A 24,218-nucleotide genomic window follows, 5' to 3' on the forward strand; every position below is an offset into this window, starting at 1 on the left:
TCATGTGGTTTGGTATAAAGCCCTGATCCCAGGGCTTTTTATTAACTTTTTTAACTGACGCCAGTATAACAATCTAACAGCATTTTCTTAAAAGAGCCTGTCGCAAAGGAGGCATTCACGCCATTTAATTGTATGCCCAACAATTGTTTAGGCGTTAACCCAACGCTGTCTTTGGCTAGTTGATATTCATCCGCTATTTCGATTCCCGAAACCCCAGGATCATCTGTATTTAAAGTAACCAACATACCTCTTTCTAAAAACATTTTAACTGGATGTTCGTCAATATTGGTACAGGCGCCAGTTTGGAAGTTTGAGGTTAAGCAGCATTCAACTGCAATTTCATTCCTAGCCATAAAGTCCATCAGCTTTTCATCTTGCGCAGCAGTCACCCCATGACCAATTCGTGTTGCACCCAGTAAATCAATGGCTTGATGAATACTATCGGGGCCGTCTGCTTCACCGGCATGAACCGTAATTTGCCAACCAGCATCTCTAGCAAGGGTAAAATGCTCGACAAAACGTTTGGCTGGAAATGCTTTTTCATCTCCCGCAAGATCTAGTCCGCAGATGTGATCCTTCGTCGTTAACAAGGCCTGTAACTCTTGCATACAACTTTGTTCGCCGTAAGTACGACTTAAAACACCGATGAGATTCATTGGAATAGCAAAAGCCTGGCTACCCGCTTTACACCCAGCCACCACCGCTTCTACCACCTGTTGTATATCTAAGCCGAAAGCCTTGGCCATAAACACCGGTGAAAAGCGTAGTTCAACATAACTAAGTCCCGCACGTTTAGCATCTTCCACATTTTCATATGCCACCCTATAACAGGCCTGCTCAGAAGCCAATACCGAAACCCCTAATTCCATTTTCTGCAAAAAGGCTAGTAAGTCTGTGGTTTTCTGCTGGATCTGTACTTTAGATTTGAGTGACGCTAAGTTTTCTGCAGGCAAGGCAATTGAATATTGCTCTGCCAATTGCCAAATAGTAGACAAACGAATATTACCATCAAGATGCCGATGTAAATCAGTAAGGGGGTAACTAGGGTTTATCACAGGTGCTTACTCAACAATATCCAATTTCTTTAATAACACTACGGCTTGAGTACGTGTATTTACGTCAAGCTTTCTAAACACCGCACTGATATGAGCTTTAACCGTTGCTTCGGTAATATTTAGATCAAACGCAATTTGCTTATTCAGTAAACCATCTTGCAGTAATTTCAATACTTGGAACTGTTTAGGTGTTAACTCACCTACCCGCTTGGCAACATCGCTGACAGGCTCTTGATGTAAAGTTTCGGCTTTAATACCCTCGGGTAACCAAGTATTGCCTTTCATTATATATTTTAATGCGTCAGCCAAAGTCGCAGTAGTGGTTGCTTTTGGGATAAATGCTTTGGCACCAAGGCTCATCACTTTAGAAATAACCTCAACTGAGTCACTTGCAGAAACGACCGCTATGGGTATTTGAGGAAAATCTTGGGAGACTCTAATGACACCATAAAACTTATCACAATCTGGCATATTTAAATCTAACAACACCAAATCAATATCTTTATTATTAGTCAATGCCTCAAGGGTTGAATCTAAGTCATCGGATTGAATAATTTTAACTTTGTCAAACAATGGCTGCAGCGCCGACACCAAGGCCTCTCTGTAAAGAGGATGATCATCTGCAATTAGAAACTTCGGCACTGAATTAGCCCTTTTTTACTTTGAATAATTTACAGAAGATTAATACTTTAGTAGCAACTAATGAAGGCATTATTGATTTTAATGCCTTTTTTCATAAGAAATGTCTACTTTATTACCTAAGATCTATTTGTTTAGTCTATTTTCAATGAGTAAATCCACCACACTAGGATCGGTCAGGGTCGAAGTATCTCCTAGTTGCTGATGTTCATTTGCGGCAATTTTTCGCAATATTCTACGCATTATTTTTCCCGAACGTGTCTTAGGTAAACCGCCTGTCCATTGAATGAGATCGGGGCTGGCAATAGGGCTTAGATCGTCTCTTACCCATTTTCGTACTTCCTGACTTAATTCGTCCGTTATTTCCACACCATCGGTGGGTAACAAATACACATAGATACCCTGCCCTTTAATATCGTGAGGATAACCCACCACAGCAGCCTCAGCTACAGACGGGTGCGCCACTAAGGCACTCTCAATTTCTGCTGTGCCCAAACGATGTCCCGATACGTTTAGTACATCGTCAACCCGGCCGGTGATCCAATAATACCCGTCTTCATCGCGTTTGGCGCCATCGCCGGTAAAATAGAGATTTTTGTAAGTGCTGAAATAAGTTTGAATAAAGCGAGGATGATCACCCCATATGGTTCGCGCTTGCCCTGGCCAAGACTGAGTAATAACCAAGTTGCCTTCGTTCGCTCCTTCTATGATCTCTCCTTGATTAGACACTAATGCAGGTTTAACACCAAAAAACGGCAAACTGGCCGAACCGGGTTTTAGATCAATGGCACCAGGAAGAGGTGTTATCATTGCAGCCCCTGTTTCGGTTTGCCACCAAGTATCCACAATTGGACATTGGGCATTGCCAATTTGTTGGTAATACCAATGCCAGGCTTCAGGATTAATAGGTTCACCTACACTGCCCAACAACCGTAAGCTGTCTCGTGTTGAGCCCTTTGATGGCTCGTCACCTTTTGCCATCAGGGCCCGAATAGCGGTGGGCGCGGTATACAAAATAGACACCTGATGTTTGTCAACAATTTGCCCTATACGCCGAACATCGGGATAGGTGGGCACACCTTCAAACATCAAAGTAGTTGCTCCGTTGGCCAATGGTCCATACACGATATAAGTATGCCCAGTGACCCAGCCCACATCTGCGGCGCACCAATATATATCGGATGGTTTGTGATCAAATATATAATGATGGGTTAACGAGGCAAAAAGCAAATAGCCCCCCGTAGTATGTACTACACCTTTGGGTTTGCCTGTAGAGCCTGATGTATACAAGATAAATAGCGGATCTTCTGCATTCATGACTTCTGGTTCAAAGCTATTGGCACAATTAGCCACTAAATCATGCCACCAGATATCTCGCGAATTATCCCAACCACATGGGCTTGCTGTAAGTTGAAAGGTAATCACTTTTGAGATGCAAGCTGTCGACTCTTTTAGCAAAGCTTTATCGACATTGTCCTTCAATGAGATGCGCCCGCCACCTCTTCTACCTTGATCGGCTGTAATAACAATTTTAGCCTGACAATCTTCTATTCTATCGGCAATTGCATTAGGAGAAAATCCAGCAAAAATCACCGAATGTACCGCCCCTACTCTCGCGCAAGCCAACATAGCGTAAGCGGCTTCTGGGATCATCGGCATATAGATAATCACCCTATCGCCTTTTTCCACCCCTAACTTCTTTAAACCATTGGATAATCGGCACACTTCATCATGTAACTCTTGATAACTGATATATTTTTGAGTATCCGGCTCATCCCCCTCCCAAATAATGGCTGTCCGTTGTGGATCTTGCTTAACATGTCTATCGATGCAGCTATAGGTAGCATTAAGTTGCCCATCTGCAAACCACTTAATATCAATATTATCTGAAGAAAAATCGCTATTACAAACCTGAGTATAGGGCTTTATCCATTCAATGGTTTTGCCTTGCTCTGCCCAAAATCCCTCGGGATCCTCCACCGACCATTGATAAAGCCGCTGGTACTCAGCTTTATCTGCATGAGTATTGGTTTTAATAGCTTCAGTTACAGGATATACATTTACAGGCATGATGGTCATTCCTTGTCAAAAAACGAGTCTTCTAGTTATACGTTATAAGAGCCGTCTCCAGTTAGCAAGAAAGGAAATTGCTTGCTTGAGATTGCGCAGGTAGAATTGCCCGATATTTTGATTAAAAAACTTGGCAATATGCAAGACGTAAAAGACACTATTTATTCCAAACCACAACAAGTTGCTGAATTTCGGTTTGACCAATCGGTGGCAGAAGTATTCCCCGATATGATACAGCGCTCAGTGCCAGGATATAGCACTATAGTGGATACTATTGGGCAGATTTGTGGCCGATATGCACAGCCTAACACCCATATTTACGACTTAGGGTGTTCCTTAGGTGCCGCCAGTCTAGCAGCAAGTAAATATATTGATAAAGACGACTGTCACATCATCGCTATTGATAATTCTGCCGCCATGGCACAGCGCTGTGAGTTACATGTACAAGCGTACAAAGCGGCTACACCAATTAAAGTTATATGTGATGATATCCAAAATATTAATATTGAAAATGCATCCTGCGTGGTGATGAATTTCACCTTACAATTTATACCACCCGCGCAACGTATAGAAATTATCAAAAAAATACATGCCGGACTCAATTCTGGTGGCGTGTTACTGTTGTCTGAGAAATTGAGCCACGATACCGAACAAGGCAATGAATTACTGATTGATTTGCATCACGAGTTTAAACGCAGAAATGGCTATAGTGAGCTCGAAATCAGTCAAAAACGCAGCGCTTTAGAAGACGTAATGCGCACTGAAACTTTCGAACAACATAAAAATCGTTTGCTACAAGTAGGTTTCTCGGACGTTGTACGCTGGTTTACCTGCTTTAACTTCGCATCTATTGTGGCGATAAAGGGCTGAGGCTACAAACTACAAGCTACAAGCTAAGAAAATGATTATTGATAAGCTTTTTCTGTCTAATAAAAATGCCTTTTTTTAATTTTTGTTTCACACTATTTTGCGCGCAGCGCTATGCTCGAAGCTGCTTTTATAGGAGGCCACTTGGCTGTTAATTGGTTTAATGATTTTTACAAACAAATTGCTGACTCCCCTTTAAGTCATTGGTTAGAAGTGCTGCCCGCACAAATTGCTCATTGGCAAAAAGAGCAGTTACACGGCGATTTTAATAAATGGGTAAAACTATTAAGTAAACTACCTAAAACGGCTCCTTCAAAAATAGAAATTCAAGACAAAGTAGCATTCGGCGAACTTGCCGATATCACTGAATATACCCAAAAACACATTACTGGCTTGTTAATGCAGTTTGCCCCGTGGCGCAAAGGACCATTTTATGTGCACGGCATTCATATTGATACCGAGTGGCGCTCTGATTGGAAGTGGGATCGCGTGCAACCACACATTCATTCCCTCAAAGACCGCTATGTATTAGATGTTGGCTGTGGCAGTGGTTACCATATGTGGCGCATGTTAGGTGAACAAGCCAAATTGGTAGTAGGGGCCGATCCTTCGCAGCTGTTCCTAATGCAATTTCAAGCTATTAAACACTTTAACCCTGACCCTAGTATTCATTTAATGCCAGTTGGGATTGAGCAACTCCCAGAACTTAAAGCCTTTGATACTGTATTTTCTATGGGTGTGATGTATCACAGACGTAGTCCCATCGACTTTTTATATCAACTTAAAAATCAATTACGTAAAGGCGGCGAGCTTGTACTTGAAACTTTAGTGGTAGAAGGCGATGAGCAAAGCGTTTTAATGCCCAAAGAGCGCTATGCACAAATGCGTAATGTGTGGTACCTCCCAAGTACGGCAGCCTTAATTCTTTGGATGCAAAGAGTCGGATTTAACAATATTCGTGTGGTAGATGTAGCGCCCACAACTTTGCAAGAACAAAGAGCCACAAAGTGGATGGATAGCCAGTCTTTAGTTGATTTTCTTGACCCTGAAGATCGCAGCAAAACCATTGAAGGTTACCCTGCCCCTTTAAGGGCGGTCCTAGTGGCTGAAGCCTAATATTGACTTAAACTTAACCCCACTGTCATACAATAGAGGCTAATAATTATATTTATTCGCGCTATAAAGTAGTTGGGCAAATTGCCAAATATCCCCCACTGTCCCATTGCCAACTGGCTGTCCATCGAGCTCAACCACTGGGACGATTTCTTTACTTGAGCTGGTAAGCCAGACTTCATCTGCGTCCCGTACTTCAGTCATATTCACGACTCTTTCTTGCACCTGCAAACTGCCTTCTTTGCGTAAGATATCCAGTAACATACAACGTGTAATGCCGGGTAATAGTTGATGATCTAAAGCAGGGGTAATCACTACTCCATTTTTAACCATAAAGACGTTACAGGCACTTGCCTCAGTTAATTCATTACTTTGATTAAATAAAAGAGTTTCCTGAACACCTTTGTTTCGACTCTCTTGAAAATGCATCACATTACCCAATAAAGAGGTAGATTTAATATTACAACGTTTCCAGCGCAGGTCTTCGGTACTCGTTACCCTAAACTGTTTTACATTTTGCTTATTGATAAGAGGGACCGCTTCAATCCCAAAAGCATAAGCAAAGACGGTAGCTTGAATGTGCTCAGGGAAGGCATGGGAGCGTTTATTGTCCGCACCTCGGCTCACATGAAAATACAGCCCTAAATTACCTCCGCCATTTTTATCCATAAGGTTTTGGGCTATTTCACGCCATTCATTTAGCCCCATATATAATTTTATACCTATGGCATCAAGGCCATCTTTCAGCCGTTGAATATGTAATGCAAACCCAACTAATTTTGTATTATAGGAAGGTACGACTTCGTATATACCATCACCAAATAAAAACCCTCGATCCATAGGTGATATTTTAGCTTCAGATAGCGGCATATACTGCCCATTTAAAAATACAATATTGTTAGCGTCAGTCATTAAGCACCACATAAAAACCCGTTATCATCTAATTTAATTATGCCATGAATAAAACGCCCAATTTAGTAAAAAAAACAGATTGTTTCTATATTTCTTAAGGTATAGCTCAGTTACAATAAGGCTAATATTTCGTTACAGATAATCGGTCAATCATGTCCCAAGTAGGAAAGTTCAATACCCTAGAAGTTGTTAATGAAGTGCCCTTTGGATTCTATTTAGATGCTGGCAATAAAGGGCAAATTTTATTACCTACAAAAAATGCACCTTTGGGTTGCAAACTAGGTGATAGGGTGAACGCGTTTATTTATCATGATAGTGATGATCGTCTTATTGCAACCACCAGACGCCCTAAAGTATTTGTGGACCATTGCGCCTATTTAAAAGTGGTAAGCATCACTAAAGTCGGAGTATTTTTAGATTGGGGATTAGAAAAAGATTTATTAGTCCCCTTTAACGAACAAGACTATCCCATGTCAGAAGGTGTTTCTTATGTGGTTTACGTATTTTGTGATGAAGAAACCGGTCGCCTCGCCGCTTCTACGAAATTAAAAGACTTTCTATACGAAGAGTCTTGTGAAGAAGGCGGTACTTTTGAGCCAAAACAAGAAGTAGAGTTACTTATATGTGGTAAAACAGATATGGGTTACAAGGCCATTATTAATGGTTCACATTTAGGTTTGATTTTTAAAGACGAAATATTTCACCCCATTAAAGTGGGTCACTCTTTAAAAGGTTATATTAAGCGCATTCGAGAAGACGGTAAGATTGACTTATGTTTTCAGTTTCATGATCCCACTGCACGAAACACTTTAGAAGAACAAATAATTGCAGATCTTATTGCCCACGATGGTTTATCGACCTTGACCGATAAAAGTGCTGCAAATGAAATTTCTCAACGCTTTAACGTCAGCAAAAACGTGTATAAAAAGGCGTTAGGCTCTTTATACAAACAAAAACGGATCTTGTTAGACAAAACTAAAATTACGCTCATTGCACAAGATAACAGGAAAATCGATGGCTGAGATTTTGGTGCGTTACATACATTTTGTCGGCATCATAGTGCTAGCTGGTACATTAGTGGCTGAACATATGTTACTGACGGGACAAGTCTCCCTTGCTCAGATGAAAAAAATTGCCCGCATAGATATGGTTTATGGCGTAAGCGCCTTTGTGGTTTTAATTGCCGGTTTGACACTTTGGCTTGCTGTGGGAAAACCCGCTGAGTTTTATACGTCAAACCCGGTGTTTCATACCAAATTAACCTTGTTTGTGATAATGGCGTTATTGTCTATATACCCGTCCTTATATATTTTTAAGGCAAGCCGCGGTAAAGAATCGCTAATGACTATTCCCCCAAAAGTCATTAATGCCATTCGGGTTGAGCTAACTTGTTTAGTTTTAATACCTGTTTTAGCTGTATTTATGGCTAAAGGTTACGGTTTATAATGGGTCCAATTACTATAAAGAGGTACTAATGCAAGCTACTGTAAACTGGAAAGAAAATCTAAAATTCAGCTGTAAAACCGATACCGGTAAATCCATAGAGTTAGACGGCAATGGCGAAACCATGACGCCTATGGAAGCTGTTTTACTCTCTGTGGGCGCTTGCTCATCTATCGATGTGGTGGATATTCTCAAGAAATCCAGAAAACAAGTTGATGATTGTATATGCCAACTAGATGCGACACGAGCAGAGCAACCACCACGATTTTTTACAGCTATTCACGCTCATTACATAGTCACAGGTGAAGGTTTAACTGATAAAAATGTTGCCCGAGCAGTGCAGTTATCTGCTGAAAAATATTGTTCTGTGATCTTGATGTTAACTGGTAACGTAAATATTACTACCAGCTATGAATTAGCTTGAAATCACAACACCTAGAAGTCAACGGATAAACAAAATTGAAAATTTAATTACAACTTGGTTACTTCAAAATCATCAATACGCTCTGTTTGCTGTTTTCCTCATTGCATTTTTAGAAGCATTTGTTGGAGTCGGTTTGTTTATCTCTGGGTTGATCCTTTTAACCATTAGTAGCATTTTGTATGCTGAACAAATTCTCACTTTGCAACAAATATTACCCATAGCATTTTGCGGTGCAGCAATGGGTGATCATAGCGGATATTATATTGGGCGAAGGATGGGACCGCGATTTTTTGAAACTAATTTCGCCAAAAAACGTAAGGTGTTTTTCAAAAGTACTGAGGTTAAAATCCTTCGATATGGAAATTTTGCAATTGTAATTGGGCGCTTGGTAACAGCTATACGCAGTATTGTTCCGCTGTTAACAGGTGTAAGCGGAATGCCTCGTTTAAAGTTTTCAATTTACGATAGCTTAGCGTGTGGCATTTGGTCACTTGGTTTAGGTCTACTCATCATCGGTGTTGACAAAATCTGGAGTTGATTGCTTTGAACGAATATCAAGCAAGAGTATGTTGATTAAAAATTTTATCAGTTGCGCGTCTGCACTATGGGTTGTAGCCAATCTTCTCGTTGGTTTTGCTGTATTACTGCCTGTGGCAATTGTAAGTTGGCTTCTACCTTTTTCTGTAATCAATCGTGGCAGTATATTTATAGCCGAGCATATTTATCGTACAGCTGTAAGGGTAGATTCTTTTTGGATGCAGCACATATTAGGTATCAACCTAGTAATCAAAGGTAAAACCAATACTCAACAAACCCCTATTATAATTTGCAACCATCAATCCTGGTTCGACATTCCATTAGTGCAGCATGTAATTACTAGTAATGGTCCTATTACCAAATTTTTAATCAAACGAGAGATAGTGTGGGTGCCTATTATTGGCTGGATATGTTTGGTACTAAATTTTCCTCGATTAAAGCGTGGGAAAAATAAGGACCGTGGCAAAAGTGACTTTTCGGTTATTCAAAAGGCTTCAAAAACTCATGGTAATGGATCGGGAGCATTGCTTATTTTTCCAGAAGGCTCTCGCTATTCTGAGACCAAAAAGGTCAATCAAAAAGCGCCGTATAAGCATTTATTAATCCCCAAGTTAGGGGGATTAAAAATGATAAAACAACACGTTAAATTAGGCACTAGCATAATCGACATTACCATTGACTATCACCAAAAAAATGTAAATATTTGGAATTGTCTACATGCCAATCCAAGAAAAATCACTATTACCCTTGAACACTTTAATTTAGATGAAATAAGTGACATAGACACTTGGTTACAAAACCGCTGGTTAGAAAAAGATAAACTTTTAACTAGTCACTAGGCTTTGATTATTCACAGCTTTTTATTCTATTAGAATTTCGCAAAGGCCTGTTCAAAATCAGCCACAAGATCATCAATATCTTCAATTCCAATCGACATTCTTATCATATTGTCATTAACCCCCATTTCTTGTCTTTGCTGAGCACTGTTTTCAAAATATATTGTTGAAGCTACAGGCAAAGCCAATGTGCGAGTATCGCCCAGATGAGTGGCGCAGATCACTAAGTTTAAGGCGTTTAAAAAAAGAATAGGGTCGATATTATCAGCCAAATCCAAACTTAAAACGCCGCCATAGCCCTTAAAGTGCTCTCGGGCTAAAAAGTGCTGAGGATGGTCCGCAAGGCCCGGATAATATACGGCCAAAACTTTATCGTGAGTATGGAGGTAGGAGGCCAAGCGCGTAGCATTTTCACAAATTTTATGAGTGCGGAGCACAAGGGTTTCTAAGCCAATCGATATGCCATGAGCTGCCTCTGAGGATAAGGTGCCTCCCATGTCTCGTAAACCTCTTTTGCGGATCTGTGTTAGTCCCCATTGGGACTTATCTGGACCGCGGTACATAGGCAAAATATTATCGAAACCCGTCCAATCAAACAAACCTGTGTCAGTGACAGCGCCGCCAAGTACATTGCCATGTCCTGCAATATATTTTGTAAGAGAACTAACAGTTATTGATGCCAAAACTGACTTAGCATCGAACATATTTGGCGGTGTCATTGTATTGTCTACTATGAACAAGGCATTTTTAGTTTCACACAATTGGCCTATTGCTCTTAAATCTGCCACTTGGGTTACTGGATTAGCAATGGTTTCTAAATAAACGGCCTTAGTATTACTTTTAAATGCCGCCTTCACATGCCGAACATCTGTAACGTCTACAAAGCTCAATTCAATATTGAGTGATTGTAATGTTTCACAAAAGCTTCGAGTATTGCCAAACAGAAAATGGCTTACAATTAGATGGTCACCCGATTTAAGTAAACTCAACATAGTAGCAGTTATAGCCGCCATGCCAGTCGCAAAAGTAACAGCCCCTACTCCATCCTCTAAATGGGTTAAAATATTCTGTAAGGCTGCATTCGATCCAGAAGATGAGCGTGAATACACATGACCCGCTTTTTTGCCCTGAAAGACATCCACCAACTCTTGTGCATCTTTATACTCGAATAACACCGAATTATTGGTGGCTTGATGTACTGCGCCATTTTCTGGCGCGTTGAGCTTCCTATCTGCATGCACTAAACGGCTAGTAAAACCTTTATTGTTCAATCTCTTTCTCCACAGGAGGAATAACCTTAGTGATCATTTTATCGGGATACTTACCCGGCACATTTTCAAAGTGACGGTAAATCCTATTGAGTTCGTGTTGAGTATTGTCGCTTATATTGTGCATTGGACCAAACTCGATTAGTTTTTTCTTATAATCAAATGCAACCAAAAATACCGGAACATTGGCTTTATGAGCAATATGTAAAAAGCCAGTTTTCCAAGGTGATATAGGGCTACGGGTACCTTCTGGTGCTAGGCATAAAATCATACTGTCGGCGTCCCGCATAGATTTTGCCATATTATCAACCACACCATGTTTGCTACTACGCTCGATAGGGATCCCGCCAAAGTGGCGCAATAAGCGGTCAAAAGGAGGGATGAAAATACTGTGTTTACCAAAAAAAGAAATTTTTAGTCGCAAATTGAACGCCACCCCTACCCCAATCACAAAATCCCAATTTGAGGTATGAGGGGCAATCGCCAGGATCATTTTAGGGCAACAAGGAAATGCACCACTATAGCGCCAGCCCAACATTCTTAAAACACTTGTACCCAACCAATAACTAAATTTATTACCAAATCTTGGGACCTGTTTACAAAGAATAGGTGTATTTAATCTTTCGGGCATATCATTCTTGGCTTGTGCAATTTAAACTATATGAATGGTCGCTCATGTAAACTATTTTGTCGAGTGTAAACAAAATAGTAACTTTAGATACGATTGAGAACATCCTTTAAATTTAATAATCTTTGGAACCTAAATATTGAGAATTTTACTATTTGCATTAGTTTTTTACTGCGCTCATTCACATAGCCAACAAACGGCGCAAAATCTCTTCGAGCAACACCAAAACGCCTTGTATCAAATAAAAATCATTGAACTCGAGTCTGGTAATAAATCTTCGATTGGCTCCGGCTTTCAAATTGATACAGCGGGGAATGTTGTTACCAATTACCATGTGGTATCTCAATTTGTATATAACCCTGATAAATTCAGAATTGAGTATTTGGCACAAGATGGAGCTAAAGGGCAACTGCAACTAGTTGATATAGACGTAGTCAATGATTTAGCCCTAGTTAGAAAGGTTGCTTTATCTGACCAAGAAAAAGCATTTCCTATTGCTCAATCTTTACCATTGCAAGGCAGTGCCATTTATTCATTAGGCAACCCTCATGATTTAGGCATGATAGTGGTACCAGGAACATTTAATGGCTTAAAGAAAACTAGCTTTTACCAACGCATTCACTTTACCGGCTCAATAAACCCTGGCATGAGTGGTGGGCCTGTCGTAAATGAATTAGGTGAAGTAATGGGCGTAAATGTGGCCACCGCTGGGAATCAAATAGGATTTCTCATTCCCTTAGCAAAAATTAAGGGACTGTTGATAAACCAAGAAGGGCCCATTTTGAAAAATGAAAAAATTAAGCCCCGTATACAACAACAGTTACTTGCAAACCAACAGCGACTTTTTTCACATATTAGCAACCACTCTTGGGGATCCAGCGAATTAGGTGAAGCTATCATTCCTTCTAAAATCAGTGATTTTACTTCATGTTGGGGCGGTTCTAATACCAGTGATAAAGAAGCCCTGTACTTGTCGGTGACAAATCGTTGTCAACTAGATGAACAAATATACCTACACAATGGCTTGCGTACCGGAGGGCTTGAAGTTGAGTTTGAATGGTTAGACGGTAAATCTTTAGGTGAACATCGCTTTTACAATCTATTTTCACGCAGCATTACAGGTGCGGGAGCCGGCAATATGGCATCGAAGAACGATGTAACCAATTTTCGGTGCCAGCAAGACAAAGTAACCAATATTAATGAGGTCACTAATAAATCAGTATTGTGTTTACGGGCATATAAAGATTTTGAACAGCTCTATGACGTTCTTTTTGTTGCCGCCACCCTCGACCACAAACAACAAGGATTAATCAGCCACTATACGTTAGCGGGCGTAAGTAAAGCCTCAGCGTTAGCATTCACACATAAATTTATGGACGCATTAAAATGGCAATAGTCTTAGAACTTCTCTCTCGAAAAAACATCCCTATAAAGCATTACAAATTTGACCAGGACTATGTCTGTGTTGGACGTGATTTTAACAATGACTTGCGTTTAGATGACCCATATATTTGTCCAAGCCATATGTTGGTTGCCATCGATCCAGAATCAGGCAATTTAATGGTAAATGACTGCCAATCAATCAATGGCATCAAGGTTAACAATGCCTTTGTTAAACAAGCCACTTTAAACTCACATGACGTAATAAAAATTGGCCGTACTCGGCTCAGAATTATCGACACTAAGGTGCCTTTAGCTAAAGCCATGCCGTTAAGTGAACTGGAGGAAAACCTTAGTTGGTTAAACCAAGGGTTTTTAGCTTTAAGTTTTGCTGTAATGTGTCTAGGGTTTTTTATGTTGTCAAAGTACTTACAAAGTGTACAAGAGTTCAGCATAATCAAAGAACTACCCTCTGAGCTAGGAAAATTGGCCGCGTTCTGCTTGTGGCCTTTAAGCTTTGCCATTTTGGCAAAAGTTCTCAAAAAGGAGAGCCATATTGTCAGTCAGTTTAGCTTAACATTTCTACTCGTTTTATTAGCTAACGCACTAATTATATTACAGAAAATAACAATATTTAATATTCATCCTGACACCTGGTTTACATGGCTAGAACTAGGAATATTTACCTCAATACTCGGTGTTTTTATCTGGTTAAGTCTTTTTATTGCGTTTCATCAATCTCCCCTTAGACGCAACATTATTGCATCAATCATGACCTTTATCTTGATAGCGCCTATTTATACATTAGGGTTTTTGAACACCGATAAATTTAGCCCGAGACCAAGCTACAATCCAATACTTTTAGCCCCTCAATATAATTTAACCACCGCAGCACCTACTGGTGAATTTATTGATAACGCCAATCACTTGTTTACACAAGTGGACAAGCTAAAAACAAAATAATGCTGTATTTATGCTACGAACAACCTAGAGATCTTTATGTGTATTCTATTTGTTGCTGTTAATCAGCATAAAGACTATCCACTGATAATTGCGGCAAATCGCGACGAGTTTTTTAAGCGAGGTACAGCCCAATCACACTTTTGGGGTCCGGAGCAAAATATGCTCGCTGGTAAAGACTTGCAAGCGGGTGGCACGTGGATGGGGATCAATAAACAGGGGTTTATCGCCTCATTAACCAATATTCGTGATCCTCAAAAAGTGCGAGCAGATGCCATCACTAGGGGTGAATTAGTCAGCCACTACTTGCGTACACCTGTTAATAACTATCAACATAAATTAAGCCTTAACAAAGCGGATTATAATGGCTATAACTTGCTATTTGGTAAGTGGCACTCACTAGCGGTATACAATAATCATTTAGACAAAACTCAACCACTAACAGATGGATATTATGGTCTGTCAAACGCGACTCTAAATAGTCCGTGGCCAAAAACAAATAAAGGCGTGGAAATGCTGCAACAGTATTGTCAAAATGGTCATGACATCCTCCCCGAAAAATTGTTTGAATTGTTATTGGATAAACATCTTGCGGCCGACCAAGACTTACCACAAACGGGTATTCCTATTGAGTGGGAGCGCCGCTTGTCGGCGATTTTTATCACGGGTGAAGATTATGGCACTAGGTCATCAACTGTTTTAACAATTGATAAAGATCAAAAGGTTCAGTGGCAAGAACGTAGCTACGACAACACCGCAACTTGTATCGCCAAACAAAGCTTTCAATTCAATATAAATTAGTTTCAAATTAACTCGAATTTTGAACCACCGATGGCATAATGACCGTCAGAAACTCGTCCAGCCATTTTTTCATTAAGGAACATCATGTTTGAAGTATTGCCTCAGCTTTCTGCCGACCCCATTTTAGGTTTATCCGCGGCTTTTAAAGCCGACTCTCATCCGAATAAAATTGACTTAGGTGTGGGTGTTTATAAAGATGAACAAGGTCATACACCAATACTTGACTCTGTCGCTAAGGCGCAACGTATTCTGTTAGATAAAGAAGATTCAAAGACCTATATTACGCCACAAGGCGTGCAGGGTTATATTGATGGTATGCTGCAAATGATGTTGGGCAAAGACAGTTCAGCGTTACTAGCTGGCCGTATTGCTGCGGTTCAAGCTCCAGGTGGCTGTGGTGCTTTAAGAATATTATCTGAGTTAATTAAACGTTGTGATGAGAACACCACAGTTTGGGTCAGCGATCCCACTTGGGCCAACCATATCCCCCTAATTGGCAACGCTGGACTGACAATACAAACCTACCCATATTTTGATAAAGCTAATGCCAGTATTAATTTCGACGCTATGGCCGAATGCCTTGGTCAAGTTAAAAAAGGCGATGTGGTGTTATTACACGGCTGTTGTCACAACCCCACTGGTGCAGACTTAAGCAAAGAGCAGTGGCAAGTGGTATTGGAACTAGCCCAAAAGACTGGCTTTATCCCATTTGTTGATACCGCCTATCAAGGTTTTGGTGATGGTCTAGAAGAAGATGCTTACGGCATGCGTCTATTAGTTAACAACTTACCTGAAGTGATCATCGCTGCGTCTTGTTCTAAAAACTTTGGCTTGTATCGTGAACGAGTAGGTATTGCTGTAATGGTGACCGAAAATAGTGCGACACGCCAAGTGATCCAATCGCAAATACAAGCTATAGCTCGCGGCATATATTCCATGCCTCCTTCTTATGGTGGTGCCCTGGTGGATATTATTTTGAATAATGATGATTTACGTCAGCATTGGAAAGCTGAGGTTGAAACCATGCGATGCCGAATGCAAGATCTTCGCTCATTACTGGTATCAAAGATGAATGAATATGGTTCAAGCAAAGATTTTGAATTTGTTAAGAAACAAAAAGGCATGTTTTCATTTTTATGTATTACTCCAGAGCAAGTGCAAGCAGTGCGTGAGCAACATAGTGTGTACTTTGTTGATTCTAGCCGCGTGAATATTGCGGGTATCAGCAAAGCCAATGTAGATACCTTAGCCAAGGCTTTGGTCTCTGTTATATAAATTTACATTAATCCATTAAAAAACCCGGTAAATACCGGGTTTTTTCGTTTATTGCCGTGACTAATCTATAGGCTTAGAACTCTCAACGCGACTCTTAAGCTTTTGACCAGGTCTAAAAGTAACCACTCGTCTAGCCTTAATTGGAATGTCTTCTCCAGTTTTAGGGTTTCTACCGGGTCGTTCATTTTTTTGCCTTAAATCAAAATTACCAAAGCCAGATAATTTGACCTGTTCGCCTGATTCTAAAGCTTCGCGCACTTCTTCAAAAAATGTTTCCACAAGATCTTTAGCATCGCGCTTGTTGATCCCTAGTTTTTCAAATAAATGTTCCGCCATTTCGGCTTTGGTTAACGCCATACCGTCAATCCCTCAAAGATGCATCAAACTTTTCTGACAACTGAGCCAAAATACCATCAACTGTTGTCTGAATATCGTTTTCTTCTAGTGTCTTGGTTTTATCTTGCAATATAAGCGAAATCGCTAGGCTTTTCTTTCCTTGAGCAATTCCCTTCCCTGTATATACGTCGAACAAGTTTAGGCCAACTAATTGATTTTCGCCAAATTTTTCAATACAAGTCAAAATTTCACCAACTGCTTTATCATCGTCTACAACGATTGCAATGTCACGCCGATTTGCAGGAAATTTTGAAATTTCTTGTGATTTGGGTAGGTTTTTTAACCCTAGGGCAGTAATTTCTAGCTCAAATACAAAACTTCTTCCATTTAGACCCAATGACTTCTCAAACTGTGGATGCACTGCACCTATAAATCCAACTAAGGTATCACCGACCAAAATTTTAGCACTTTGACCGGGATGCAATGCATTAATCGACGCTTTTTCAAAGCGATAGTTCTGCACCCCAGCACAATCAAGCAAGCTTTCAACGTCAGCTTTTACATCAAAAAAATCAATAGTTCGCGTTGTCATGTCCCAGTTTTCATCTGCGACTATACCGCAAGCCACACCACTGATAACCAACTCTTGCCTAACACCAGTTTTTTCACTGGTATCAGGAATAAAACGTAAGCCCGATTCAAATAACCTCACCCGTCCTTGTTGACGTTTTTGATTATATGACACAACTTGTAATAGACCAGTCCATAGACTGACTCGCATGGTAGACATGTCAGAAGAAATCGGATGGGGTAGCTGTAATCCCTGCATATCTGGAAACAGTAAGCTTTGAATTTTAGGATCGACAAATGAATAAGTAATGGCTTCTTGATAGTCCCGTTCAACTAGGGAGCTTTTTAGTTGATTTAGTTGCACTTTTTGCTCTTGATGGTGCGACATTTTCAAGCTTGCTACAGGTGCAATATCGGGTATTTGGTTATAGCCATATACTCTGGCAACCTCTTCAATAAGGTCCTCTTCAATACTAATATCAAAGCGATAGGGTGGTACATTGACTTGCCACACATCAGAGCTTAAAGATACCGAAAAGCCAAGACGCTTTAGAATGTCCGTTACTATTTCGGCAGCAATTTCAATACCTAATACTTTAGATAAACGGCTGTGCCTTAAAGATACCGAGCGATCTTTTGGAACAAAAGCAGTATCCACTGCTTCTATTACCGGGCCTGCTTCTCCACCGACAATATCAAGTAATAATTGTGTCGCTCGTTGCATAGCTGTGTGTTGCAACTGCGGATCAACACCGCGCTCATAACGATGGGAGGCATCGGTATGTAAGCCATATTGACGCGCTTTACCCATAATGGCATCTGGGGCAAAAAACGCGCTTTCTAGGAAAATATCCTTACTTTGATTAGTGACACCCGAGTCTTGTCCACCAAAAACACCTGCTATAGCTAGGGCTTTTGTAGTATCGGCAATGACTAAAGTATTGTCTTTTAAGTTGACTTCATTGCCATCTAACAAAGTAAGCGTTTCACCTTGTTTGGCAAAACGCACCAGTACATCACCTTCAAGTTTATCATTGTCAAAAGCATGCATTGGATGACCTAGCTCTAGCAACACAAAATTGGTGACATCCACCACAGGATCAATACTTCGCACACCCGAACGCCTGAGTTTTTCAACCATCCATAAAGGGGTGACTGCATTTAGATTGATATTCTTAATGACACGTCCTAAGTAACGAGGGCAAGCTTCGGGAGCCAAAAGTTGAATGTTACGACTATCGGCAATATTAGCCGCCACTTCTGGCACTTCTAAGGTGTTCACGGGCGCTTGATTAAGTACACCTACTTCACGGGCAAGGCCTTTTATCCCAAGACAATCGGCACGGTTGGGCGTGAGGTCTACTTCAATTGTGACATCATCAAGCTGTAAAAACTCGCGAATATCTTGGCCAATGGGAGCATCAAATGGCAGTTCCAAAATACCATCGTGGTCATCAGAAATACCTAGTTCAGAAAAACTACATAGCATGCCAAATGAAGGTTGTCCCCTTAGCTTAGCCTTTTTAATCTTAAAGTTACCGGGTAAAATAGCACCCACCATAGCGACAGCAACTTTGATACCCTGACGGCAGTTTGGTGCGCCGCACACTATGTCTAGTAATTCATCCTCACCTACATTGATTTTGGTGACTTGCAGCTTATCTGCATCAGGGTGCTGAGCACATTCCACCACTTCTCCAACTACCACGCCAGAAAACTCTCCGGCAACCGCTTCAACACCGTCTACTTCGAGTCCTGCCATACTGAGCTGTTCTGATAACTCATCTGTCGATGCTGCTGGATTAACCCACTCTCTTAACCACTTTTCACTAAATTTCATATTCTTGGCTCGACCTAATTAAATTGCTTAAGGAAACGAAGATCGTTTTCAAAGAAGGCGCGTAAATCATTGACTTCATAACGCAGCATGGTCAGGCGCTCAACGCCCATTCCAAAGGCAAATCCTGTATAAACTTCTGGATCGATATTCACAGCTTTAAGAACATTGGGATGCACCATTCCGCAGCCTAGAACTTCTAACCATTTACCATTTTTACCCATAACATCCACTTCAGCTGAAGGCTCGGTAAAAGGAAAATAAGAAGGACGAAAACGCACCTGTAAGTCTTGTTCAAAAAAGTTATTTAAAAAGTCGTGTAGAATGCCTTTTAGTTCAGCAAAACTCACGTTTTGATCTACCATCAAACCTTCAACCTGATGAAACATTGGCGTATGAGTTTGGTCATAATCATTACGATACACACGGCCCGGCGAAATGATCCTAAGAGGCGGCTGTTCTACTTCCATAGTACGAATTTGCACACCAGATGTTTGCGTTCGCAACATCACGTCTGGGTTGAAGTAGAAAGTATCGTGATCGGCACGAGCCGGATGATTAGCAGGAATATTCAACGCATCAAAGTTATGAAAACCATCTTCAACTTCAGGGCCTGTTTTCGTGCTAAAACCCAATTCACTAAAAAAACTCTCGATACGATTAATAGTGCGGGTAACTGGGTGCAAACCGCCACGACTTTGTCCACGGCCTGGCAAAGTAACATCTATAGTTTCACCTGCAAGCTTTTGATTCAGCTCTAGGGTTTTAAGCAACTCACCTCTAGCATGGATCATTTGTTGGATTTTCTGTTTGGCCTGATTGATTTTTTGGCCAGCCGCTGGGCGCTCTTCATTAGACAACTTACCTAAACCTTTCAAAAGTTCAGTCATTCGCCCTTTTTTGCCCATAAAATCAACACGTACGGCTTCAAGACTAGAAACGTCTGCGGCAGCATTAATTTGCTGTTCTGCTTCACTAATTATGGCATCAAGATCCATAGTGTCCTCGAATTTGGATTAAAAAATATTGCCTTGATTCAACAACTTGATACAAGCTTAAGGCAATTTAAAAATAGCCGGCAATTCTACACGAAAGGGGCGCTTTGAGGCTAGAAGCAATTGCTACTAATTCAAGCAAATTGGCGATTATCTATAACAAATGACAATTTAATGGGCAGGATTTAAAATTCAAAAGGTTTTTTGGGGGTAATACAAAGAAAAACGGCGAGCATCATGCTCGCCGTTTCCTGAAAGAACTTAAACTTAATTGTTAAAAAATTAAGCTAATGCACCTTTAGCAGCATCAACCAATGCGCTAAATGCATTTTTATCATGTACCGCTATGTCGGCTAAAATCTTACGATCGATTTCAACAGAGGCTTTTTTCAAACCATTGATGAAACGGCTGTAAGACATACCATTTTGACGTGAAGCAGCGTTTATACGTGCAATCCATAACTGACGGAATTGACGTTTACGCTGACGACGGTCACGGTAAGCATATTGACCAGCTTTAGTTACTGCCTGAACAGCAACGCGATAAACTCGACTACGAGCTCCATAATAACCTTTGGCTTGTTTTAGTACCTTTTTATGTCGGGCACGTGCAACAACACCACGTTTTACTCTTGCCATTTTTTAGTCTCCTGTCTTAAACGTAAGGTAACATGCGTTGGATCAACGCCGTGTCAGCCACATGTGCTAATTTTTTGCCACGTAGGTGACGTTTACGCTTAGAACTCTTCTTAGTCAAAATGTGACGTAAGTGAGACTGTTTACTTTTGAAACGACCTGAAGCAGTTTTCTTAAAACGCTTGGCAGCTCCACTGTGGGATTTCATTTTAGGCATTGCTAAAACTCCGCATTGTTAATCACTTATCGTGTTGCAGACACTCAAAGTGTAAGTTACATAATGTGCAGCAAGGTGAGAACGGGTGCAGTGTCCGAACTACTTGTAGACCTTAACTACTTCTTAATGGGGGCAAGTACCATGATCATCTGACGACCCTCTACCCTATGAGGGAAAGATTCGCAGTTGGCAATGTCTTCCAAATCCGCGCGAACGCGTTTAAGTTGTTCAATGCCAATCTCTTGGTGTGCCATTTCACGTCCACGAAAACGTATCGTTACTTTGGCCTTGTCTCCCGCTTCTAGAAAGCGACGCAGGTTGCGCAGTTTTACCTGGTAATCGCCTTCATCAGTGCCAGGGCGAAATTTAATCTCCTTGACCTGAATTTGTTTCTGTTTTTTCTTTTGCTCTTTCAGTGTCTTACTTTTTTCAAATAAGAACTTGCCGTAATCCATTACTTTACATACTGGTGGCTCAGCATTAGGGCTAATTTCAACCAAGTCTAAATTGGCTTGCTCAGCTGTATCCATGGCTTCGGTTATAGACACTACGCCTAAAGGTTCACCATCTTTACCCACTAAACGTACTTCATTTAATGTAATTTCTTCGTTGATCCGAGCTTTGTTCGAATCTTTAGCCTTCATGTTAGCGCTTTTAATATGTATTCCTCCGCAAAATTAAATCAGATAAGTTTGCTGTCAACTTCCGACATGGTTTTCTCGATAAACGCATCTATCGACATCTTTCCGAGGTCATCACCTTTGCGAGAACGCACCGCGATTTCACCACTTTCCATCTCTTTATCGCCAACAACAAGCAAATATGGGACACGCCTAAGCGTGTGCTCGCGGATTTTAAAGCCTATCTTCTCATTTCTCAAGTCCGACTTAGCTCTAATTCCACTTTCTTTTAGTTTTTTTACTACTTTTTGCGAATATTCGCCTTGTTTATCGGTTATATTCATCACCACCACTTGAGTTGGAGCCAACCAAAGTGGGAATAAGCCAGAATATTCTTCAATCAAAATACCAATAAAACGTTCAAGAGAGCCCAAAATAGCACGGTGGATCATCACCGGCACTTTACGTTCGCCATCTTCGGCTACATAAGTTGAACCTAAACGACCTGGCATAGAAAAATCTAACTGTACAGTTCCGCACTGCCATGCTCTATCTAGGCAATCATGTAAGGTGAATTCAATCTTAGGACCGTAAAACGCTCCTTCACCTGGTAAGTATTGAAACTCAATGCCTTTAGAGGTTAAGGCTTCGGCTAATTCTTGTTCCGCCTTATCCCATACTTCATCACTGCCCACGCGCTTTTCAGGACGAGTTGAAAGTTTTACTGAAATACTGTCGAAACCAAATATTTTGTAGATTTCGTAAACAGAATCGATACAACCGCTGACTTCTGACAATATTTGCTCATCGGTACAGAAAATGTGGGCATCATCTTGGGTAAAACCACGCACTCTCATTAATCCATGCAAAGCACCCGATGGCTCATTTCTATGGCAACAACCAAACTCTGCCATACGCAGGGGTAAATCGCGGTAGGATTTTAAACCTTGGTTGAATATCTGCACATGGCCCGGACAGTTCATGGGTTTAATGGCATATTCACGTTTTTCAGATTCTGTGGTGAACATGTTTTCGGCGTATTTGTCCCAATGGCCTGACTTTTCCCACAAGGTTCTGTCCATCATCAATGGGGCTTTGACTTCTTGATAGTCGTATTCCCTTAGTTTTTGGCGAACAAACTTTTCAAGCTCAGTATAAATACTCCAGCCATCGTTATGCCAAAACACCATGCCCGGCGCTTCTTCTTGCCAATGAAATAAATCTAAAGCTTTACCAATTTTACGGTGATCGCGCTTTTCGGCTTCTTCTAAACGATTTAGATAAGCTTTAAGTTGTTTTTTATCTGCCCACGCTGTGCCATAGACACGTTGCAACATTTTATTGTCACTATCGCCGCGCCAATAAGCTCCAGCGACTTTCATCAATTTAAAGTGCTGACAAAAACGCATATTAGGTACATGAGGACCACGGCACATATCGGTATATTCTTCGTGATGATATAAGGCTGGCTTGTCGTCTTTGGCGATATTTTCGTCAAGAATTTGTATCTTGTAACTCTCGCCGCGGGCTGCAAAGGCATCTCTGGCTTCTTGCCAAGTCACGACTTTTTTAACCACGTTGTAATTGGTTTTGGCTAATTCCAACATGCGTTTTTCGATTTTGACTAGATCTTCATCATTAAGTGAATGTTCCATATCAATATCATAATAAAAGCCGTTATCTATAGTGGGACCAATGGCCATTTTTGCATCAGGATACAATTGCTTGATGGCATGACCAATTAAGTGAGCACATGAATGACGAATAATTTCTAAACTCTCATTATCTTTTTCAGTAATAATGGCTAAATCGCTATCATCATTAATATAACTAGAAACATCAACCAGTTTTCCATTGACCTTCCCCGCGATAGCCGCACGCGCAAGCCCAGCCCCAATAGATGATGCAACATCAAGAACCGTTACTGGGTGATCAAAACTACGCTCTGAACCATCTGGCAATCGAACAACTGTCACAAACATTCCTTCGTATTAATTAATCTTAATGAATCTATTACTCAAGCATCCAATCAGGCTTGGTTTCCTTTAATTGTGATAATACGGATTAATGAGTTATTGTTTTATACCAGTTGCCGACCTTTTGCAATCCAATTAAGAATATCGGCGCAAAACCTATTGCTACGGCATCAACTAAACAATACCATGCAGCAACGCCACTTGGAGGATTTCCTTGCGACCAATTAAAGACAGGTTCTATTGATGCCCATTTCCATGTTCCTGCTGCCGTACCGACGATTTCTAACCAGGTGCATATAAAGAATGCTCCCAAGTAAACCATAGGTGACCTACCTTTAAATAAGCAAATAACAAAAATAACAAATAAAAATGCACCGACTTGATCACCTTGCTCAGGAATGCCGCTAATTCCCCAAAGCGACCACAGGCCACCAGTAACAATCACAAGCATCGCTAGGCTTTTGGCATTCATCAAGAAGAACCTTGACCGTGCTAATGCAACTGCTGTTAAATATACCATTCCATGGCCTGGCGGAACATAAAGTGGCACGTTCTCAAAACGATAGGTATAGCCTTCCATATAAATAGAAGCAAAATACTCGCCTGCTGAAGCAAATGCAACCGCTATAACAACTTGCATTCTTACTTCTTTATTTTCACCAACCAACAAACCAATCAGGAAAACCCAAGCAATCACTCCTAACTGATTCTGCGTTTCAAGACTCGCACTGCCATCAATGACTAAACTTACTCCCACACAGAAGAACGTAAATCCTGCAATAAAATAATCACGCGTTCTATGTGGGCAATTAGCACCTGCCTT

At 40.8% G+C, this 24,218-nt stretch carries 25 protein-coding genes; 11 read left to right on the forward strand and 14 right to left on the reverse strand.

The features are described 5' to 3' along the window. Window positions 1-50 precede the first annotated feature (50 nt). The 3 genes from add to acs all read right to left on the reverse strand — a co-directional run bounded on the left by add (window position 51) and on the right by acs (window position 3,764). Complete coding sequence (gene add, locus Q0688_RS12490; RefSeq protein ID WP_299076946.1) at window positions 51-1,055, reverse strand: adenosine deaminase; 1,005 nt, start codon at window positions 1,053-1,055, stop codon at window positions 51-53. Window positions 1,056-1,061: 6 nt separating this feature from the next. Next, window positions 1,062-1,697, reverse strand: a complete 636-nt coding sequence (locus tag Q0688_RS12495; protein ID WP_299076949.1) for a response regulator — start codon at window positions 1,695-1,697, stop codon at window positions 1,062-1,064. A 123-nt stretch (window positions 1,698-1,820) separates the two neighbouring features. Further along, complete coding sequence (gene acs / locus Q0688_RS12500) at window positions 1,821-3,764, reverse strand: acetate--CoA ligase (RefSeq protein WP_299076952.1); 1,944 nt, start codon at window positions 3,762-3,764, stop codon at window positions 1,821-1,823. Between the two features lie 138 nt (window positions 3,765-3,902). Here acs and cmoA point away from each other — a divergent pair, with 138 nt between their 5' ends. Further along, window positions 3,903-4,634, forward strand: a complete 732-nt coding sequence (gene cmoA, locus Q0688_RS12505; protein ID WP_299077024.1) for a carboxy-S-adenosyl-L-methionine synthase CmoA — start codon at window positions 3,903-3,905, stop codon at window positions 4,632-4,634. Between the two features lie 141 nt (window positions 4,635-4,775). Beyond that, the gene (gene cmoB / locus Q0688_RS12510; RefSeq protein ID WP_299076955.1) at window positions 4,776-5,747 is read left to right on the forward strand and encodes a tRNA 5-methoxyuridine(34)/uridine 5-oxyacetic acid(34) synthase CmoB; all 972 of its coding nucleotides are present in this window, start codon (window positions 4,776-4,778) and stop codon (window positions 5,745-5,747) included. Between the two features lie 39 nt (window positions 5,748-5,786). Here the strand turns inward: cmoB and Q0688_RS12515 are convergent, their stop codons facing one another. Then, window positions 5,787-6,656, reverse strand: a complete 870-nt coding sequence (locus tag Q0688_RS12515) for an aminotransferase class IV (protein WP_299076958.1) — start codon at window positions 6,654-6,656, stop codon at window positions 5,787-5,789. 152 nt (window positions 6,657-6,808) lie between these two features. Here Q0688_RS12515 and Q0688_RS12520 point away from each other — a divergent pair, with 152 nt between their 5' ends. The 5 genes from Q0688_RS12520 (at window position 6,809) to Q0688_RS12540 (ending at window position 9,899) form a co-directional block, all read left to right on the forward strand. Continuing rightward, window positions 6,809-7,678: a S1-like domain-containing RNA-binding protein gene (locus Q0688_RS12520; protein WP_299076961.1), complete on the forward strand. Its 870-nt coding sequence runs from the start codon at window positions 6,809-6,811 to the stop codon at window positions 7,676-7,678. Next, window positions 7,671-8,102 carry a DUF2214 family protein gene (locus Q0688_RS12525; RefSeq protein WP_299076964.1) on the forward strand — a complete coding sequence of 144 codons (432 nt, stop codon included), beginning with the start codon at window positions 7,671-7,673 and terminating at the stop codon, window positions 8,100-8,102. The genes Q0688_RS12520 and Q0688_RS12525 overlap by 8 nt, the downstream gene beginning before the upstream one ends. A gap of 28 nt (window positions 8,103-8,130) precedes the next feature. Further along, entirely contained in the window at window positions 8,131-8,523 is a 393-nt protein-coding gene (locus Q0688_RS12530; RefSeq protein ID WP_299076968.1) for an OsmC family protein, read from the forward strand. A 133-nt stretch (window positions 8,524-8,656) separates the two neighbouring features. Then, the gene (locus tag Q0688_RS12535) at window positions 8,657-9,061 is read left to right on the forward strand and encodes a VTT domain-containing protein (RefSeq protein WP_299076970.1); all 405 of its coding nucleotides are present in this window, start codon (window positions 8,657-8,659) and stop codon (window positions 9,059-9,061) included. Between the two features lie 28 nt (window positions 9,062-9,089). Then, window positions 9,090-9,899, forward strand: a complete 810-nt coding sequence (locus Q0688_RS12540) for a 1-acyl-sn-glycerol-3-phosphate acyltransferase (protein ID WP_299076973.1) — start codon at window positions 9,090-9,092, stop codon at window positions 9,897-9,899. A gap of 29 nt (window positions 9,900-9,928) precedes the next feature. Here the strand turns inward: Q0688_RS12540 and Q0688_RS12545 are convergent, their stop codons facing one another. Both Q0688_RS12545 and Q0688_RS12550 read right to left on the reverse strand, forming a co-directional pair. Then, window positions 9,929-11,167 (reverse strand): cystathionine gamma-synthase family protein, encoded by a 1,239-nt coding sequence (locus tag Q0688_RS12545; RefSeq protein ID WP_299076976.1) that lies wholly within the window; start codon window positions 11,165-11,167, stop codon window positions 9,929-9,931. Further along, window positions 11,157-11,795, reverse strand: a complete 639-nt coding sequence (locus Q0688_RS12550; protein WP_299076979.1) for a 1-acyl-sn-glycerol-3-phosphate acyltransferase — start codon at window positions 11,793-11,795, stop codon at window positions 11,157-11,159. The genes Q0688_RS12545 and Q0688_RS12550 overlap by 11 nt, the downstream gene beginning before the upstream one ends. 136 nt (window positions 11,796-11,931) lie before the next feature. Here Q0688_RS12550 and Q0688_RS12555 point away from each other — a divergent pair, with 136 nt between their 5' ends. The 4 genes from Q0688_RS12555 to Q0688_RS12570 all read left to right on the forward strand — a co-directional run bounded on the left by Q0688_RS12555 (window position 11,932) and on the right by Q0688_RS12570 (window position 16,208). Next, complete coding sequence (locus Q0688_RS12555; protein WP_299076982.1) at window positions 11,932-13,188, forward strand: serine protease; 1,257 nt, start codon at window positions 11,932-11,934, stop codon at window positions 13,186-13,188. Next, complete coding sequence (locus tag Q0688_RS12560; RefSeq protein ID WP_299076984.1) at window positions 13,179-14,135, forward strand: FHA domain-containing protein; 957 nt, start codon at window positions 13,179-13,181, stop codon at window positions 14,133-14,135. Before Q0688_RS12555 ends, Q0688_RS12560 begins: the two co-directional genes overlap by 10 nt. A 36-nt stretch (window positions 14,136-14,171) precedes the next feature. Then, a complete protein-coding gene (locus Q0688_RS12565) occupies window positions 14,172-14,933 on the forward strand; it encodes an NRDE family protein (protein ID WP_299076987.1) in 762 nt (253 codons plus the stop codon). A gap of 84 nt (window positions 14,934-15,017) precedes the next feature. Further along, window positions 15,018-16,208 carry an amino acid aminotransferase gene (locus tag Q0688_RS12570; RefSeq protein ID WP_299076990.1) on the forward strand — a complete coding sequence of 397 codons (1,191 nt, stop codon included), beginning with the start codon at window positions 15,018-15,020 and terminating at the stop codon, window positions 16,206-16,208. A 60-nt stretch (window positions 16,209-16,268) separates the two neighbouring features. Here the strand turns inward: Q0688_RS12570 and ihfA are convergent, their stop codons facing one another. The 8 genes from ihfA to Q0688_RS12610 form a co-directional block, all read right to left on the reverse strand. Then, window positions 16,269-16,565, reverse strand: coding sequence for an integration host factor subunit alpha (ihfA, locus tag Q0688_RS12575; protein WP_007620765.1), 297 nt, complete (start codon window positions 16,563-16,565; stop codon window positions 16,269-16,271). A 4-nt stretch (window positions 16,566-16,569) separates the two neighbouring features. Then, window positions 16,570-18,954, reverse strand: a complete 2,385-nt coding sequence (gene pheT / locus Q0688_RS12580; protein ID WP_299077002.1) for a phenylalanine--tRNA ligase subunit beta — start codon at window positions 18,952-18,954, stop codon at window positions 16,570-16,572. 14 nt (window positions 18,955-18,968) lie between these two features. Next, window positions 18,969-19,949, reverse strand: coding sequence for a phenylalanine--tRNA ligase subunit alpha (pheS, locus tag Q0688_RS12585; RefSeq protein WP_299077005.1), 981 nt, complete (start codon window positions 19,947-19,949; stop codon window positions 18,969-18,971). A gap of 279 nt (window positions 19,950-20,228) precedes the next feature. Continuing rightward, entirely contained in the window at window positions 20,229-20,585 is a 357-nt protein-coding gene (rplT, locus tag Q0688_RS12590; protein WP_299077008.1) for a 50S ribosomal protein L20, read from the reverse strand. A gap of 16 nt (window positions 20,586-20,601) precedes the next feature. Continuing rightward, window positions 20,602-20,799: a 50S ribosomal protein L35 gene (gene rpmI / locus Q0688_RS12595; protein WP_235310366.1), complete on the reverse strand. Its 198-nt coding sequence runs from the start codon at window positions 20,797-20,799 to the stop codon at window positions 20,602-20,604. Between the two features lie 116 nt (window positions 20,800-20,915). Next, a complete protein-coding gene (gene infC / locus Q0688_RS12600; protein ID WP_293750359.1) occupies window positions 20,916-21,443 on the reverse strand; it encodes a translation initiation factor IF-3 in 528 nt (175 codons plus the stop codon). Between the two features lie 38 nt (window positions 21,444-21,481). Further along, window positions 21,482-23,395 carry a threonine--tRNA ligase gene (gene thrS, locus Q0688_RS12605; protein ID WP_299077018.1) on the reverse strand — a complete coding sequence of 638 codons (1,914 nt, stop codon included), beginning with the start codon at window positions 23,393-23,395 and terminating at the stop codon, window positions 21,482-21,484. Window positions 23,396-23,483: 88 nt separating this feature from the next. Next, window positions 23,484-24,218 (reverse strand): hypothetical protein (locus Q0688_RS12610; RefSeq protein WP_299077021.1); only part of this gene is annotated, 735 nt, incomplete at its 5' end.

The organism is uncultured Paraglaciecola sp. (assembly GCF_937123705.1).
In the GTDB taxonomy this organism is placed as follows: domain Bacteria; phylum Pseudomonadota; class Gammaproteobacteria; order Enterobacterales; family Alteromonadaceae; genus Paraglaciecola.

Bases quoted from the DNA above. Each gene is read 5' to 3' on its own strand.
- Q0688_RS12530 (WP_299076968.1), top strand. From the start codon at position 8,131: ATGCAAGCTACTGTAAACTGGAAAGAAAATCTAAAATTCAGCTGTAAA.
- rplT (WP_299077008.1), bottom strand. From the start codon at position 20,585: ATGGCAAGAGTAAAACGTGGTGTTGTTGCACGTGCCCGACATAAAAAG.
- Q0688_RS12565 (WP_299076987.1), top strand. From the start codon at position 14,172: ATGTGTATTCTATTTGTTGCTGTTAATCAGCATAAAGACTATCCACTG.
- cmoA (WP_299077024.1), top strand. From the start codon at position 3,903: ATGCAAGACGTAAAAGACACTATTTATTCCAAACCACAACAAGTTGCT.
- Q0688_RS12560 (WP_299076984.1), top strand. From the start codon at position 13,179: ATGGCAATAGTCTTAGAACTTCTCTCTCGAAAAAACATCCCTATAAAG.
- ihfA (WP_007620765.1), bottom strand. From the start codon at position 16,565: ATGGCGTTAACCAAAGCCGAAATGGCGGAACATTTATTTGAAAAACTA.
- Q0688_RS12540 (WP_299076973.1), top strand. From the start codon at position 9,090: ATGTTGATTAAAAATTTTATCAGTTGCGCGTCTGCACTATGGGTTGTA.
- Q0688_RS12520 (WP_299076961.1), top strand. From the start codon at position 6,809: ATGTCCCAAGTAGGAAAGTTCAATACCCTAGAAGTTGTTAATGAAGTG.
- acs (WP_299076952.1), bottom strand. From the start codon at position 3,764: ATGCCTGTAAATGTATATCCTGTAACTGAAGCTATTAAAACCAATACT.
- infC (WP_293750359.1), bottom strand. From the start codon at position 21,443: ATGAAGGCTAAAGATTCGAACAAAGCTCGGATCAACGAAGAAATTACA.
- pheT (WP_299077002.1), bottom strand. From the start codon at position 18,954: ATGAAATTTAGTGAAAAGTGGTTAAGAGAGTGGGTTAATCCAGCAGCA.
- Q0688_RS12550 (WP_299076979.1), bottom strand. From the start codon at position 11,795: ATGCCCGAAAGATTAAATACACCTATTCTTTGTAAACAGGTCCCAAGA.
- Q0688_RS12525 (WP_299076964.1), top strand. From the start codon at position 7,671: ATGGCTGAGATTTTGGTGCGTTACATACATTTTGTCGGCATCATAGTG.
- pheS (WP_299077005.1), bottom strand. From the start codon at position 19,949: ATGGATCTTGATGCCATAATTAGTGAAGCAGAACAGCAAATTAATGCT.
- Q0688_RS12570 (WP_299076990.1), top strand. From the start codon at position 15,018: ATGTTTGAAGTATTGCCTCAGCTTTCTGCCGACCCCATTTTAGGTTTA.
- Q0688_RS12515 (WP_299076958.1), bottom strand. From the start codon at position 6,656: ATGACTGACGCTAACAATATTGTATTTTTAAATGGGCAGTATATGCCG.
- rpmI (WP_235310366.1), bottom strand. From the start codon at position 20,799: ATGCCTAAAATGAAATCCCACAGTGGAGCTGCCAAGCGTTTTAAGAAA.